The 14,964-nt window shown below is 75.6% G+C and carries 12 protein-coding genes, 1 tRNA gene and 1 pseudogene; 5 read left to right on the top strand and 9 right to left on the bottom strand.

What is annotated here, in order from left to right:
* The first annotated feature begins 72 nt into the window (after positions 1–72).
* The 3 genes from ABTY56_RS12410 to ABTY56_RS12400 all read left to right on the top strand — a co-directional run bounded on the left by ABTY56_RS12410 (position 73) and on the right by ABTY56_RS12400 (position 2,917).
* Entirely contained in the window at positions 73–618 is a 546-nt protein-coding gene (locus ABTY56_RS12410; protein WP_350519763.1) for a SigE family RNA polymerase sigma factor, read from the top strand.
* Positions 611–1,987: a hypothetical protein gene (locus ABTY56_RS12405; protein ID WP_350628599.1), complete on the top strand. Its 1,377-nt coding sequence runs from the start codon at positions 611–613 to the stop codon at positions 1,985–1,987. The genes ABTY56_RS12410 and ABTY56_RS12405 overlap by 8 nt, the downstream gene beginning before the upstream one ends.
* 114 nt (positions 1,988–2,101) lie before the next feature.
* On the top strand, positions 2,102–2,917 hold the full coding sequence (locus tag ABTY56_RS12400; RefSeq protein WP_350628597.1) for an SURF1 family protein: 816 nt from the start codon (positions 2,102–2,104) through the stop codon (positions 2,915–2,917).
* Between the two features lie 117 nt (positions 2,918–3,034).
* On the opposite strand, the gene ABTY56_RS12395 is transcribed toward ABTY56_RS12400, so the two are convergent.
* The 4 genes from ABTY56_RS12395 to ABTY56_RS12380 all read right to left on the bottom strand — a co-directional run bounded on the left by ABTY56_RS12395 (position 3,035) and on the right by ABTY56_RS12380 (position 7,893).
* The gene (locus ABTY56_RS12395) at positions 3,035–3,736 is read right to left on the bottom strand and encodes a hypothetical protein (RefSeq protein ID WP_350628596.1); all 702 of its coding nucleotides are present in this window, start codon (positions 3,734–3,736) and stop codon (positions 3,035–3,037) included.
* On the bottom strand, positions 3,733–5,682 hold the full coding sequence (locus ABTY56_RS12390) for a S9 family peptidase (RefSeq protein WP_350628595.1): 1,950 nt from the start codon (positions 5,680–5,682) through the stop codon (positions 3,733–3,735). The genes ABTY56_RS12395 and ABTY56_RS12390 overlap by 4 nt, the downstream gene beginning before the upstream one ends.
* 82 nt (positions 5,683–5,764) lie before the next feature.
* Complete coding sequence (locus ABTY56_RS12385) at positions 5,765–7,324, bottom strand: MFS transporter (protein WP_350628594.1); 1,560 nt, start codon at positions 7,322–7,324, stop codon at positions 5,765–5,767.
* A gap of 191 nt (positions 7,325–7,515) precedes the next feature.
* Positions 7,516–7,893 carry a nuclear transport factor 2 family protein gene (locus ABTY56_RS12380; RefSeq protein ID WP_350628593.1) on the bottom strand — a complete coding sequence of 126 codons (378 nt, stop codon included), beginning with the start codon at positions 7,891–7,893 and terminating at the stop codon, positions 7,516–7,518.
* 226 nt (positions 7,894–8,119) lie between these two features.
* On the opposite strand from ABTY56_RS12380, the gene ABTY56_RS12375 reads away from it, so the two are divergent.
* Both ABTY56_RS12375 and ABTY56_RS12370 read left to right on the top strand, forming a co-directional pair.
* A complete protein-coding gene (locus tag ABTY56_RS12375; protein ID WP_350628591.1) occupies positions 8,120–10,960 on the top strand; it encodes an ATP-binding protein in 2,841 nt (946 codons plus the stop codon).
* 39 nt (positions 10,961–10,999) lie between these two features.
* Positions 11,000–11,521: pseudogene (locus ABTY56_RS12370) on the top strand (LacI family transcriptional regulator); the annotation flags it as partial.
* Between the two features lie 116 nt (positions 11,522–11,637).
* Here the strand turns inward: ABTY56_RS12370 and ABTY56_RS12365 are convergent.
* The 5 genes from ABTY56_RS12365 to ABTY56_RS12345 form a co-directional block, all read right to left on the bottom strand.
* Positions 11,638–11,711, bottom strand: a tRNA-Pro gene (locus ABTY56_RS12365).
* A 100-nt stretch (positions 11,712–11,811) separates the two neighbouring features.
* Positions 11,812–12,756 carry a metallophosphoesterase gene (locus tag ABTY56_RS12360; protein WP_350628589.1) on the bottom strand — a complete coding sequence of 315 codons (945 nt, stop codon included), beginning with the start codon at positions 12,754–12,756 and terminating at the stop codon, positions 11,812–11,814.
* 256 nt (positions 12,757–13,012) lie between these two features.
* A complete protein-coding gene (gene panD, locus ABTY56_RS12355) occupies positions 13,013–13,384 on the bottom strand; it encodes an aspartate 1-decarboxylase (protein ID WP_350628587.1) in 372 nt (123 codons plus the stop codon).
* Between the two features lie 90 nt (positions 13,385–13,474).
* On the bottom strand, positions 13,475–14,734 hold the full coding sequence (locus ABTY56_RS12350) for a beta-ketoacyl-[acyl-carrier-protein] synthase family protein (RefSeq protein ID WP_350628586.1): 1,260 nt from the start codon (positions 14,732–14,734) through the stop codon (positions 13,475–13,477).
* A complete protein-coding gene (locus tag ABTY56_RS12345; RefSeq protein WP_350628585.1) occupies positions 14,731–14,949 on the bottom strand; it encodes an MbtH family protein in 219 nt (72 codons plus the stop codon). Before ABTY56_RS12345 ends, ABTY56_RS12350 begins: the two co-directional genes overlap by 4 nt.
* Positions 14,950–14,964: the final 15 nt, after the last annotated feature.

Genomic DNA, 14,964 nt, shown 5'->3' with positions numbered 1-14,964 from the left:
ATCCCGGCGAGGGCCGCGGTGTCGTTCCCCTCGCGTGCCCCGTGGCCTGCGAGTAGGCCGGAAGACGACCAGATGACGGCGGCCGCACCCGGTGCGGCGGACTCCGGTGCCGGTACCGACGCGGGTACCAGCGAGGACCTGCTCACCGAGACCTACCAGGCGCACTACCGCTCGCTGCTGCGGCTCGCCGCGCTGCTCCTGGACGACCTCTCGACCTGCGAGGACGTCGTCCAGGAGGCGTTCATCCGGGTGCACGCCGCCCGGCGCCGGGTCCGCGAGCCCGAGAAGACCCTGGCCTACCTGCGGCAGACGGTCGTCAACCTGTCCCGCTCCACGCTGCGCCGCCGGATCCTCGGTCTGAGACTGCTGCAGAAGCCCATGCCTGACATGGCCAGTGCAGAAGAAGGTGCCTACGATGCCCTGGAGCGCGACCAGTTGAAGGCCGCGCTGCGTGGACTGCAACGCCGTCAGCGGGAGGTTCTGGTGCTGCGTTACTTCGTGGACATGACGGAGGCGCAGGTCGCCGACACCCTGGGCATCTCGCTCGGCTCGGTGAAGGCCTACGGATCGCGCGGACTCGCCGCCCTGCGCGCGCAGATGGAGGCCGGTCATGGCTGAGGCGGCGGCGGGCGGCGGGCGGCGGGGGACGGACGGCGTACCGTCGGACGGCCCGGGCTTCCCGGGGGCCTTCCAGGCCTCCCAGGCGGGCCGGGCCGCTGAGGCCTCCCCGGCCGGCCCGGTGCCCGCGGCCGCCCAGGCTTCCCCGGCCGGTACGGTGCCCGCGGCCGGCCCGGCCGCCTCGGTGACCGCGGCGCTCCCGAAGCGCTCGGGGCGCTCGGGGCGCTCGGGGCGGGCCACGGAGCTCACGGAACCGGTCGGGCTGTCGACCGACGAGCGGGCGGTGCGGGAACTGATGCACCACGCCGTCGCCGGGATCCAACCCTCGGCCGCCGGGCTGCCCCGGATCCGGCGGGCGGTCCCCCGTCGACGGACCGCCCGGCGCGGAGCCTGGACCGGCGCGGCCGCCCTCGCGTTCGCCGTCGCGATCGCCCTGCCCGTCCTGCACGAGGGAGAGCACCTCGGACTCTCCGGCGGCCCCGGCTCGGCCGACGCCAAGAGCCCGGCCGCCACCGCCCCCAGCGGCGCCGCCGTCGGCGTCACCGGCACCGGCAGCGCACCACCGGCCGGGCCGAGCGGCACCGGGGCCTCGCCGGCCGCCGGCACGGCCGCCTCCTCCCGCACCCCCGGCTCCGGGGCCTCGCACACCGACGGCACCGTCCCGCCCACCGGGACCTCCGGAGCCGGCGACGGCGGCATCATCCCGCTCTGCACCCGCACCGACCTCGGCGACGGCGCCGCGCAGGTCGGCTCGGCCGACGCGACGGGACGGATCTACGGCTCGTTCACCGTCTACAACGTCTCCGGGCACAGCTGCCGCCTCGGCGGGCCCGGTGCGGTCGCCGTCACCGGCGTCAGCGGCGGCGACCGCAACCGCATCCGCACCGCCGACCACGCCCCGGGCGACCCGGCCGGTGGCCTGACCGCGATGGACGCGGAACCGCCGGTGCTCGCCCCGCAGGGCGGGTACCGGCTGCCGTTCGCCTGGATCCCCGACCCGAGCTGCACCGTCACCGGCGGCGCCACCAGCGCCCCGACCGGCGCCAACCGGGTGTCCCTGACCACCCAGATCCCCGCAGCCTCCGGCGAGCCGGTCGCCGGCGCCACCGCCGCCCCCAGCTCCAACCCGCAGGCCACCTCGTCCCCCTCGGCGGGCCCCACCTCGGCCCCCAGCCCCACCGCCACGCCGACCACCGACCCCACCGGTCCGGCGCCCACCGCCACCATCGCCCACACCCCCGCCCCGGGCAGCCCCACCGCCGCCACGGCGACGCTGCCGCTGGCCTGCAGCGGGACGCTGTACCGGGGTGGCGTGCAGGCGGTGCCGGGTGCGGTGCCGCAGCCGTCGGGTTCGCCCTCGGCCGGGTGAGGGGCCTCCGCTTCCGCCGGGCGGGCGTGTCCGGGCGGGCGAAGGGGCGGTCCGACGGGGCCAGGACCGGGCCCGGCGGCCGGACGGGTGTGAGGAGTGGTTACCGTGGGGGGTGTGTACCGGTTCCTCCTGACTCCGCGGTGGCTGGGCGGCACTGCTTTGGCCGTGGCGGCCGTGGCGGTGTGCGTGTGGCTGGGCTCCTGGCAGCTCGGTCGGTTCGAGGACCGGGTGTCCACCCACAACGAGACCAAGCAGGCGGTCGCCGATTCGGGTGACGCCAGGCCGATCGACGCGTTGCTCAACCAGGTGACGCCGCAGGTGACCACGGAGACCGTCGGCAAGTCCGTCACCGTCACCGGCAGCTACGACACCGAGCACCAGCTCCTCGTCCCCAACCGGGTGGTGGACGGCAAGCAGGGCTACTACGTGCTCACCCCGCTGCGCACCGCCGACGGGCACGCCGTGGCCGTGGTGCGCGGCTGGGCGCCCGGGGCGCCGGGCGCGGGGGCGACCGCCGGGGCGACCGCGGGAGCGGCTGCCGGCGGGTCGGCGCCGGGCGGATCGGTGACGGTGTCCGGGCGGCTGCAGGCCAACGAGGCCGTGGGCAGCAACGGTGCCGTGGCCGGCGGTCTGCCGGCCGGGCAGCTCGGCATGATCAACCGGGCCTCGCTGCTGAACGTGCTGGAGTACGACGGCTGGTACGACGGCTGGGTGGCCGCCGACGAGGCGCCCACCGGGCTGACCCCCGTGCCGACCGTGCAGCCGCAGGGCGGGGACGGTCTGACCCTGCGCGCGTTCCAGAACCTGGGCTACACCCTGGAGTGGTTCGTCTTCGGGGGCTTCGTCGTCTTCATGTGGTACCGCCTGATGCGCCGCGAGGCGGAGGCGGAGCAGGACCGGGCCCTGGGACTGGACCCGGTCCTGGAGTGACGGCCGTCGGCTGACGGCCTTGACCTGCGGCCCGGACCGGCCGGGGGTGGGGTTGACCTCCCGGCCGGCTGCCGGCCTGACCTCCCGGCCGGCTGCCGGCCTCAGCGCTTGGTCGGCCTAGCGCTTGGTCGGCAGCGGCGGCGCCACCGTCGGCTTGACCGGCGGCAGGGTCGGCAGGGTCGGTTGCGCCGGGGCGGGCGTCGGCGTCGGTATCAGCGGTTGGGTCGGCGTGGTCGAGGCGGTCGGCACCGGCGTCGGGTCGCCGTAGCAGTGGCTGTGGCTGCCGCCGGTGTTGTCGTCCGAGTCGTAGTGGTCGATGTGGTGGTGCACGGTGCGCCCGGTCTTTGAGCCCTTGGACCCGGAGCCGGACGAGCCCGACGAGCCCTTGGAACCCGACGAGCCCTTGGAACCGCTCCCGCCCTTCGATCCCTTGGCGAGCTGGACCGTGCCGTCCCCGTCGGCCGGCTCGTGCGCGGTGTGGGCGGCTTGGGCGTCGTGCACCTCGTACGCCCCGTACGCCCCGTATGCCTCGTACGCCGCCGGTACGACGGAGGTCCCCGCCCCGACCGCGCTCGCCCGGGTTGCCGTGGCGAGTGGCGTGGCGAGCGGCGCGGCGGGTGGTGCTGCGGGTGGTGCAGCCGGTGGCGTGCCCGGGACGGCCGGTGCGGCCGGCACGGTCGGCTTGGCGGCCGAGGGGCTCGGCGCCGGCGGACCGGCCGGGGGCGGGCAGGAGGCGCTGTCGCCGTGCGAACCGGAGCAGCCGGTGAGCACCAGGGCCCCGGCCACCACCGCCCCCGCGAGCATCAGCACACGTCTCACGTCGACGCCCCGTCCCCGTCGTGCCCGGCCGGGGCCAGGTGCCGCCGGACGAAGTCGATCTCCAGCCGCAGCTGCTTGATCCGCTCCTCCACGACCAGCGACCCGTGTCCGGCGTCGTACCGGTACACCTCGTGCGGCTTGCCGAGCTGCTCAAGCCGCTCGACGTAGTTCTCGATCTGCCGGATCGGACAGCGCGGGTCGTTGACCCCGGCGCTGATGTACACCGGCACCCGCACCTGCTCGACGTAGGTCAGCGGCGAGGAAGCGGTGAAGCGGTCCGGGACCTCCTCCGGGGTGCCGCCGAAGAGCGTGCGGTCCAGCGACTTGAGCGCCTCCATCTCGTCGGCGTACGCGGTGCGGTAGTCCGCGACCGGCACGGCGGCGACGCCGAGCGCCCAGACGTCGGGCTGGACACCGAGGCCGAGCAGGGTCAGGTAGCCGCCCCAACTGCCGCCCGTGAGCACCAGCCGGCGCGGGTCGGCGAGGCCGCTGTCGACCGCCCACTCCCGGACCGCCGCGATGTCCTCCAGCTCGATCAGGCCGACCCGCTCGTGCAGGGCATCGGTCCAGGCCTGGCCGTAGCCGGTCGAGCCGCGGTAGTTGACCCGGACCACCGCGAAGCCGTGGTCCAGCCAGGCGGCCGGGCCGGCGGCGAAGGAGTCGCTGTCGTGGTGGGTCGGGCCGCCGTGGACCTCGAACACCGTCGGGAGGGGGCCGTCCTCGGGGCTGCTCCCGGCCGGCCGCTGCACGAGGGCGTGCACCCGGCCGCCGGGGCCGTCCACCCAGACGTCCTCGACCGGGACCGAGCCGGGCGGCACCGCGCCGGGCGCCCGCAGCACGACCGCCCCGGCGGTGGAGCGGACAGCCGAGGGCTCGGCGGCGGAGGACCACAGGTACTCGACGGTGCCGTCCGGACGGGCGGTGGCGCCGCCGACGGTGCCGCGCGGGGTGTCGAGGCGGGTGAGCCGGCCGTCGGCGAGCGCGTACGAGAACAGCTCGCTGCGCGCCTCGTACTCGTGCTCGACCAGCAGTTCCGCGGCGCCGGGGCGCCACTGCGCGGAGACGTCACCGGGCAGTTCGCGACCCTGCTCGTCGCGCAGCGGCAGCGCGGTCTCGGTGCCGGTGGCGACGTCCCAGATCATCGGCTCCCAGCGGCCGGTGCGCTGGTGGGCGACCAGCAGGCGGGTGTCGCCCTCGACCGGGGCGAAACCGAGGCAGGCCACGCCGCGGGGCTCGTCCCGGCCGGTGACCTCGTCCAGTTCGGCGACGGTCTCGACGGCGATGGTTCCGACGGTGCCGGTTCCGACGGTGCCGGTTTCGACGGCGACGGTTCCGACGGCGCCGGTCTCGACGGTGCCGGTCCCGGTGAAGCTTCCGGTGAGGCGGACGACCCGGATCGCGGAGTGCATCGCGTCGCCGTGCTCGGTGTGGTCGATGGCCAGCAGGGTGCCGTCGTGGCTGAGGTCGCCGACGCCGCCGTACTCCGCGTGCCGGTAGATCTCGACCGGCTCGGAGTCACCGGGGCGGCGCAGGTGCAGGGTGGTGCCGTCCTCGTCGGTGGAGCGTCCGACGACCACGGTGCCGTCGCGTCCGAGCGCCAGGCCGGCCGAGTACGAGGGGGCGAGGCCGGGCACGGCCTCCTCGTCCGGGCCGCCCGCGAACGGCTGGCGACGCCAGACGCCGAACTCGTCGCCGTCGTGGTCGTCGAACCACCAGACCCAGTCGCCGTCGGGGGACAGCTCGGCGTCGGTGGTGCCGTTCGGGCGGTCGGTGACCCGGCGGTGCTCGCCGGTGGCGCGGTCCCAGGCGTAGACCTCGTAGGTGCCGGTCGCGTTGGACACGTACAGCGCCCGGTCGGGGGCGTCCTCGGCCCAGTCGGGCAGTGACACCCGGGCCGCCCTGAACCGCAGCTCCCACGCCGGGACGGCGCTCTTCTCCTCGCTCATCCGACCATCCAACCCGATCGGGGGGAGGGAATGGAACGGGCGGGTGGGCCTGAGGCCCACCCGCCCGGTGGTTCGGGGGTGCTCACGAAGGGATGTGGCTGCTCGTGCGGGGCAGCAGCCGGACCAGGCCCACGAGCACCAGCTCCAGCACCGCCAGCGCCAGGACGCTGCGGCCGAAGGCGGCGGTCGGGTCGCCCGCGCCGTAGTAGACGAGGCCGATCAGCGCGATCCCGAGCGCCCCGCCGACCTGCTGCACGGTGGACACCACCCCCGCGGCGGAGCCGGCCAGCCGCGGCTCGACGCCCTCCAGGACGACGGCGGTGATCGGGGCGATCACCAGACCCATGCCGAGGCCGTCCACGAACAGGCCGGGGGCCAGCCACCAGACGCTGCCGTCCGCGACGCCGTACGCGGCGAAGGCGAGCAGGCCCAGCCCGGCGGCCATCAGCAGCCCCCCGACGGTGATCGTGCGGCGGCCGCCGAGGCGGGCGGTGACCAGGTGGGTGGTGTTGGAGGTGATCAGGTAGCCGAGGCCGATCGCGGTGAAGACCAGGCCGGCGCCGAGCGCGTCCAGGCCGCGGCCGAACTGCAGGTGCAGGGCGAGCACCAGGAAGAAGGAGCCCTGGCCGAGCCAGAAGGCGAGCTGGGCGAGCACACCGGCGCTGAAGGCGCGGCTGTGGAAGAGGCGGGTGTCGACCAGCGGGGTGGCGGTGGTCGTGCCGGTGGTGGGGGTGGGGGTGGCGGTGGTCGTGCCGGTGCCGGTGCCGGTGCCGGTGCCGGGGGTGGCGGTGGCCGTGGTGGTGGCCGTGGTGTCGCGCGGGGTGGTGCGGTGCTGGTGCACGGCGAAGGCGGCCAGCAGGACGATCGAGGCGCCGAGGCAGAGCACCGTCCACAGCGGCCAGTCCAGTTGGGGACCCTGGATGAGCGGGAGCACCAGGGTGGTCAGCGCGGTGGTGACCAGCAGCACGCCGACCGGGTCCAGCCCGGGCCGCCGCGGGGCGCGGGACTCCGGCAGGGAGCGGCGGACCATCGCCAGGGCGACCAGGCCGATCGGCAGGTTGATCAGGAAGCAGCTGCGCCAGCCCAGCCCGAGGAGGTCCGCCCGGATCAGCAGCCCGCCGATCAGCTGCCCGAACACCGCGCCGACGCCCATCGTCAGCCCGTACCGGGCGAAGGCCCGTGCCTGCGCCGCGCCGCTGAACGCGGTCCGCAGGATCGCCAGGACCTGCGGACCCATCAGTGCCGCCGACAGGCCCTGCACCACCCGGGCGCCGACCAGCGCGGCGGCGGTGGGGGCGAAGCCGCAGCCCGCGGAGGCCAGGGTGAAGAGGGCCAGGCCGAGGCCGAACACCCGGCGGCGACCGTAACGGTCGCCGAGGCGGCCGGCGGTGACCAGGCCGGCCGCGAGGGCCAGGCTGAAGCCGGCCATCACCCACTGGACGGCGGCCCGGCCGGCGCCCAGGTCGGCCTGGAGGGAGGGGAGGGCGACGTTGACGACGAAGATGTCGAGGGCGGTCATGAAGGTGGCGGTCAGGACGACCGGCAACAGGCCCTTGGGGGGCGTGACCACCGTGTTCGGGGTGGGCGGGGCCGGGGTGGGCGGGGCCGGGGCCGGCCGCCTGGCGTCCAGGGCGGTGCTCATCTCGGGCTCTCCTCAAGGGGTCGGTCGGGGGCGGCGGTCAGGGGGCCGTTTCGGGACGGGGCTGGAGACGGTGGGTTGGCGGCGGCGGGCCGGCGAGGGGGCTGGAGACGGTGGGTCGGGGGCGGCGGGCCGGCGAGGGGCGGGTCAAGGGGGAAGGGGCCCGCCCCTCGCGCAGGCGGGGAAGCGGTGGCTCAGGCACCCGGCACGCGGTCGAGGAAGCCGTACACCGCGCCGATCCGACCGTCCGGGGTGGCCGTCAGCACGTCGAAGCCGATCACCACCGGCTCCGCGCCGGCCGGGCCGAGGTTCCAGGTGAAGCGGGCGATGTCGTGGTGCGCGTCCACCGGGCCGAGGGTGAACTCCAGCCCCGGGAACTGCGCCTGGGCCGCGCCGATCAGCGCGTCGATCGCGTCCCGGCCGACGACCGCGGCCAGCGGGTCGGTGTAGCGGCCGTCCTCCGCCCACACCTCGTCGATCAGCTTGCGCCGGGCCGCCGGGTCGGTCTCGTTCCACACCGCGAGGTAGCGCTCGGCGAGCTGCTGGAGGGCGGCGGTGGTGATCTCGGTCATCGTCATCTCCTGTGGTCCGGTGGGTTGTTGGCCGGTCGTTCCCGGTGCTCACCAAGGTATGGAGCGGCGCGCGGCGGCGAATCAGTCACGTATAGGCATGGGGGTACGTAGGTCCGTGGCGCGTGGTCCGGTGCCTGGTCCGCGGTGCGGCGTGGGGGTGCCGCTGTCTCCGGTCGCCGCGGTTTTGCGCTGGGGCGGCGCGGGGCGGATGGGTAGGGTCGACTGCATGCTGTACGGGAGGGAACACGAACAAGCCGCCGTGGACGGACTGTTGGACGCGGCGCGAGCCGGCCGCAGTGGCGTCCTGCTGCTCCGCGGCGAGGCCGGCATTGGCAAGACCGCGCTGCTGGACGACGCCGTCGCGCGGGCGGGGGAGACGTTCCGGGTGATCCGGGCGGCGGGCGTCGAGTACGAGGCCGAGCTGCCGTACGCCGGGCTGAGCCTGCTGCTCGCGCCCGGCCTCGACCGGCTGGGCGCCCTGCCGGGGCCGCAACGACGGGCCCTGGAGGCGGCGTTCGGGCTGTCCGACGGCCGGGAGGCCGGGGGCGGCGGGGGAGCCGGGGCGGCCGGGGCGGCCGGGGCGGCCGGGCAGGCCACCGGCCGGCCCTCCGAGCGGCCGACCGACCGGCTGCTGGTCGGGCTCGCCACGCTCGCCCTGCTCGCCGAACTCGCCGCCGATCAGCCGCTGCTGTGCGTCCTGGACGACGTGCAGTGGCTGGACCGGGCCTCGCTGGACGCGCTGCTGCTGGCCGCCCGACGGTTCCAGGCCGAGGGGGTGGCCCTGCTGCTCGCCTCCCGCACCGGCGGAGGGGCCGGTGCTGCCGGCGCCGGGACGGGTGCTGCCGGAGCCGGGATCGGCGTCTCGGCGGAGCGCCGCCTCGGCCTCCCCGAGCTGGAGGTGACCGCCCTGGCCGAGGCCGACGCCACCCGGCTGCTGGCCCGGCGGACCGGCCCCGGCCTGCCCGCAGCCGCCCGCGACCGGCTGCTCGCCGAGGCCGCCGGCAATCCGCTCGCCCTCACCGAACTCCCCGTCGCCACCGGGCCGCAGGCGCACGGGCCGGGCGGCCTGCCACTCACCAGCAGGCTGCTGATCGCCTTCCACGGACAGGTCACCGGCCTACCCGCAGCCACCCAGACGCTGCTCCTGGTCGCCGGCGCCGAGGAACGCGGTGAACTCGACGTCGTCCTGCCCGCCGCGGCCGCGCTCGGCGTCACCGCCGAACACCTCACCCCCGCCGAGGAAGCCGGCCTGGTGACGGTCACCGGCGACCGCCGGATCGCCTTCCGACACCCGCTGCTACGCTCCGCGATCCTCCAACGTGCGCCGCATCACCAGAAGTTGACGGTTCACCGGGCACTGGCGGACGCGCTCCCGGACTGCGACCGCCGCACCTGGCACCTCGCCCTCGCCGCCACCGCCCCCGACACCGACCTCGCCGACGCCCTGGAACGCGCCGCCGTCCGCGCCGAACGCCGCGGCGGACACGGCGGCGCCGCCGCGTACGAGCGCGCCGCCCGGCTCACCCCGGACCGCGACGGCGCCACCCGCCGACTCGTCCTGGCCGCCGAAGCAGCCACCGAGGAAGGAGAGTTGGTGCGGGCCGAGGCGCTCGCCGACGAGGCCGCCGGCCGTACCGACAGCGTCCTGGCCCACGCCCTGCTCGACCAGGTCCGGGCCACCGCACACTTCTGGCGCGGCTCCTACCCGACCGCCTACCGGCTGCTGCTCGACGCCGCCGACACCGACATCGACCCGCAACACGCCGCCCGGATGCTGTTCCAGGCCTTCCACACCGCCTGGTACGCCGGGGAGGAACCGGTGATCGCCGTCCTCGACCGCCTCGCCGCCCTCCCCCTGGCCGACGGCGACCCCCTCGCCCCGCTCGCCCGCCACCTGCCCGCCGCCGTCCTCCCGGCCCTCGGCAGGCCCGTCGCACCGCCGCCACCCGTCCGGGAAGCCGCCGAGGCCGCCCGCCGGGCCGGCGCCGAAAGCCCCGTCGACCTCGTCCAGCTGTGCGGCGCCACCCTGATCCTCGGCCGCGACGAGGAGACCGCCGAACTCGCCGCCGAACTGATCTCCGAAGCCCGCGCCAAGGGCACCGTCGGCGTGATGCCCACCCTGCAGTTCTTCCTCGCCGAAGCCGAACTCTTCCACGGCCGCCACCGCGACGCCGAACTCACCGCCACCGAGGCCCTCGGCCTCGCCCGCGACACCGGCCAGCACCAGTGGGTCAGCCAACTCACCGCGCTGCTCGCCTACGTGGCCGCACTCGACGGCCGCACCGACCACTGCACCGCCCTCGCCGCCACCGCCCTCGCCACCACCGGCCCGCAGAGCGCCGCCCCCGCGGCCGGCCTCCCCTGGGTCCAGTGGGCACTCGCCCTCCTCGACCTCGGCCAAGGCCGCGCCGGCGACGCCGCCGACCGCCTGCACACCCTCACCACCGGCCCCCACCGGCACCACGTCAGCGCCACCCGTGCCGTCCCCGACCTGGTCGAAGCCGCCGTCCGCCTCGGCACCCCGGAACGCGCCGCCGAACCGTACGAGCGCTACGCCCGCTGGGCCGTCGCCGCCGACCGCCCCTGGGCCGAAGCCCTCCGACTGCGCTGCCAAGCCCTCCTCGGCCCCGACGAACTCGCCGAAACCGCCTACCGCGCCGCCCTCGACCTGCACGAACCCGGCCACCGCCCCTTCGAACAGGCCCGCACCGCCCTCCTCTACGGCGAATGGCTGCGCCGCACCCGCCGCCGCACCGACGCCCGCCCCCACCTGCGCGCCGCCCTCGAAACCTTCGACCGCCTCGCCGCCCACCCCTGGGCCGCCCGCGCCCGCACCGAACTCTCCGCCACCGGCACCCCGGCCCCCACCCCCACCCCCGCGGGCACCCCCCAGTCCCCCCTCACCCCCCAGGAACTCCAGATCGCCCGCCTCGCCGCCCAAGGCCTCACCAACCGCGACATCGCCGCCCAGCTCTTCCTCAGCCCCCGCACCGTCGCCCACCACCTCTACAAGGCCTACCCGAAGCTCAACATCACCTCCCGCACCGAACTCACCGCAGTCCTCTGAGCCCCCGGTCCGGGCTGGGTCGGTCCGGCAGGCTGCGGCACCCGGCTCCGGGTGGAGAAGGCCATGGCCGATCTCGGCTACGTCCGCTGGCAGGCGTCCGGGGAGAACGCGGCGCACTGGCGGAGGAACGGGTTCGCCACCTGGCTGTTCCACCCGGCGGCCACCGGCTGGTACCCGAAGAAGGCTCCGGAGGAGGCCCGCCCGGTGCCGGTGCTGGCCGAGCCGTGGCCCGGCATCCCGGCCCGCGGCCGGGGAGCGGCCGGCCGCGCGCAGGCCTGCTGGCTGCCGATCGCGCCCGGTCTCACCCCGCACGGGTTGCGGCACGCGCACAAGACGATGATGGACGAGCTGCGGACGCCGCCGAAGCTCAAGGACGAGCGGATGGGGCACGAGGACGGCTCGGTCCAGGCCCGCTACTCCCACATCACGGCGGAGATGCGGCGGGACCTCATGGAGGGGCTGACCCGGATGTGGCTCGCGTCACTCGGCGCCCGCCGGCGGATGTCGCCCGGCTCGCCCGTGGCGGTTCTCGACGCCTTGCTGAGGGTGCCTCAGCGGTAACCCCGGGAGATCGGTTTTCCGGAGGATTTCTCCCAGGATTCTCCCGAGAGTGCCCGGAAAGCCAGTCAGGGCCGGTCTCCCTTGCGGGAGACCGGCCCTGAGCTGGTCTTACTGGGTCGGGGTGGCGGGATTTGAACCCACGGCCTCTTCGTCCCGAACGAAGCGCGCTACCAAGCTGCGCCACACCCCGGTCTTGCGGTTTGTCGCTCCGTCTCCTTCGCGACGAGTAGAACTCTACCGGACGCTCGCCGAGACACGAAATCCGGTTTCGGGCGGGCGTCCGGTGGGGGTCAGTGGGGGGCCGGGGTGAGGGTGAGGAGGGTGGCTTCGGGGGGGCAGGCGAAGCGGACGGGGGTGTAGCGGTTGGTGCCGCAGCCGGCGGAGACGTGGAGGTGGGAGCGGTGGCCGCCGGCGGTGTGGGTGGAGAGGCCCTTCACGCGGCGGGTGTCGATGTCGCAGTTGGTGACCAGGGCGCCGTAGAAGGGGATGCAGAGCTGGCCGCCGTGGGTGTGGCCGGCCAGGATCAGCGGGTAGCGGTCGGCGGTGAAGGCGTCGAGGACGCGCAGGTAGGGGGCGTGGACGATGGCGAGGGAGAGGTCGGCGTCGGGGGAGGGGCCGCCGGAGACCTCGCTGTAGCGGTCGCGGCGGATGTGCGGGTCGTCGAGGCCGGTGAATTCGAGGTCGAGGCCGTTCACGGTGAGGCGGCCGCGGGTGTTGGTCAGGTCGAGCCAGCCGGCTGCGTCGAAGCCGTCGCGGAGCTTCTCCCACGGGTTGTGGACGGCGCCGCTGATGCCGCGCCCGGCCGTGCCGTCGGGGTTGTTCATGCCGTGGATGCCGCTGCGCATGGCCTGGAGGTAGCGGGCCGGGTTCTTGCGGGCCGGGCCGTAGTAGTCGTTGGAGCCGAAGACGTAGACGCCGGGGAACTCCATGAGCGGCCCGAGCGCGTCGAGGGTGGCGGGGACGCCGAGCGGGTCGGAGAGGTTGTCGCCGGTGTTGACCACGAGGTCGGGGCGCAGGGCGGCCAGGCTCTTCAGCCAGCGCTGCTTCTTGCCCTGGCCGCTCACCATGTGGATGTCGGACACCTGCAGGATCCGGAGGGGGCGGGCGCCGCGGGGGAGGACGGGGACCTCGACCCGGCGGACGCGGAAGGCCCGCACCTCGTACCCGGCGGAGTAGGCGAGGCAGGCGGCGCCGGCGGCGGCGATGCCGAGGGGAACGGAGTACAGCGGTCGCATCAGCCCATGCTCTCAGACGGTCGATCAGCCGGTGACGTCCGGCTGCGGCGGCGGCGAGCGGGGGATGAGCGGCGGGGTTGTCGGGCCGGGGCGGCACCTCGTGGCGGGCGTACGCGCCGGGGCCGCCGGTGGTGAGCGGGCGAGGCGGCGGTGTCGGGGTCGAACCGGCTCGACGGGTTACGGCATCCGGGGGGCGGGGGGAAGCAGAGGTGCCCGCCGGAGTGTGTGCGGCGGGCACCCGGGGACGGGGCGGCGGTCAGGACGCCGGGTCGACGCCGACCTTCACCACCGCGTTGGACTTGTCCACGAAGACGACGGCCGGCTTCAGGTCCGCGGCCTCGTCGTTCTCGACCGAGGCGTAGGCGATGATGATCACGGTGTCGCCCGGGTGGACCAGGCGGGCCGCGGCGCCGTTGATGCAGACCACGCCCGATCCGCGCTCGCCCTCGATGACGTAGGTCTCCAGGCGGGCGCCGTTGTCGACGTCGACCACGTGGACCAGCTCGCCGGGCAGCAGGTCGGCGTTCTCCATCAGGACCGGGTCCAGGGTCAGGGAGCCGACGTAGTGCAGTTCGGCCTGGGTCACGGTGGCGCGGTGGATCTTCGACTTCAGCATGGTGCGTCGCACGTTCTCAACCTCACAGTGTGGTTTTCGGCAGGGCACGGAACAGGGCGGTACGGAGGTACGGAGGTACGGGGGCCGGCGGTCCGGCGGGTTTCAGCGGGTGAAGGCGAGCGACACGTTGTGACCGCCGAAGCCGGAGGCGTTGCAGAGGACGGCGGCGGGCCCGGCGGGCAGCTCGCGCGGGGCGTCCCGGACCAGGTCCAGGTCGAGGCCCTCCTCCGGGTGCTCCACGTTGACGGTCGGCGGGACGACGCCGTCGGACAGGGACAGGACGGCCGCGACCGCCGCGAGCCCGCCGGCGGCGCCCAGCAGGTGGCCGGTCATCGACTTGATCGCCGAGACCGGGACGGCCCCCGGCCCGAACACGGTGCGCAACGCCGCGGCCTCGGCCGCGTCGCCGGCCGGGGTGGACGTGGCGTGTGCCTGGACGTGCCGGACCTCGGCCGGGTCGAGCCGGGCGTCGGCCAGGGCCCGGCGCAGCGCGGCGGCGAGGCCGCCGCCGTCCGGGCGCGGGCCGGTGGGGTGGTGCGCCTCGGAGGACTGGCCGGCGCCCGCGAGGACGCCGTACCGGTGCGCCCCGCGGGCCCGGGCGTGGCGCTCGCTCTCCAGCACCAGGACGCCCGCGCCCTCGCCGAGGACGAAGCCGTCCCGGTCCCGGTCGAACGGGCGGGAGGCGCGGTGCGGCTCGTCGTTGCGGCCGGAGAGCGCGCGCATGGCGGCGAAGGCCGCGGCGACCAGCGGGTGGACGCCCGCGTCCGCGCCGCCCGCCACCACGACGTCGGCGCGGCCGAGCCGGATCAGGTCCAGCGCGGTGGCGATGGCGTCGGCGCCGGCCGCGCAGGCGGTGACCGGGGCCGACGCCTGCGCCCGGGCGTTGACGTCGAGGGCGGCCAGCGCGGCGGTGTGATTGCCCATCAGCATCGCCACGGCGTGCGGCGAGACCCTGCGCGCCCCGCGGGTGCGCAGCTCCTCGTGGTTGTGCACGACGGTGTGCACGCCGCCGATGCCGGTGCCGAGCACCACCGCGACCCGCTCCGGGTCCGGCGTGTCGGGGGTGCCGGCCGGCCCGGCGTAGCCCGCGTCCGCCCAGGCCTCGCGGACGGCGGCCAGGCCGAAGGCGCCGACCCGGTCCACCCGGCGGGCGAGCACCCGGTCCAGCAGCTCCCCGGGTTCGGCCGCGGCCCGCGCCGCGATCCGGACCGGGAGCTCCGCCGCCCAGGGGTCGTCCAGGGCCGCAACGGCTCCGCGCCCGGCGAGCAGCGCCGGCCAAGTGTCCTTGACCGTCGCTCCGAGGGGGGTGACCGCGCCGAGTCCGGTCACCACCACGGCTCCACCGCTGCGGTCGTCCGTCATGCCGGCTCGGACTCCATGGCGGCGACCAGGCTCTGCGGCCGGATGTCGGTCCAGTTGTGCTCGATGTAGTCCAGGGCCTCCTGGCGCCCGGCCTTCTCGTGGGCCACCGTCCAGCCCGCCGGGACCTCGGCGAACGCCGGCCAGAGGGAGTGCTGCCCCTCCTCGTTGCGCAGGACCAGGAACGTGCCGTCCGGGTTGTCGAAGGGGTTCTGCATCAGACTCGTGCCTTT

It is taken from the genome of Kitasatospora sp. NPDC097691, from assembly GCF_040302665.1.
GTDB lineage: Bacteria > Actinomycetota > Actinomycetes > Streptomycetales > Streptomycetaceae > Kitasatospora.
This window is presented reverse-complemented; position numbering and strand designations above follow the sequence as displayed.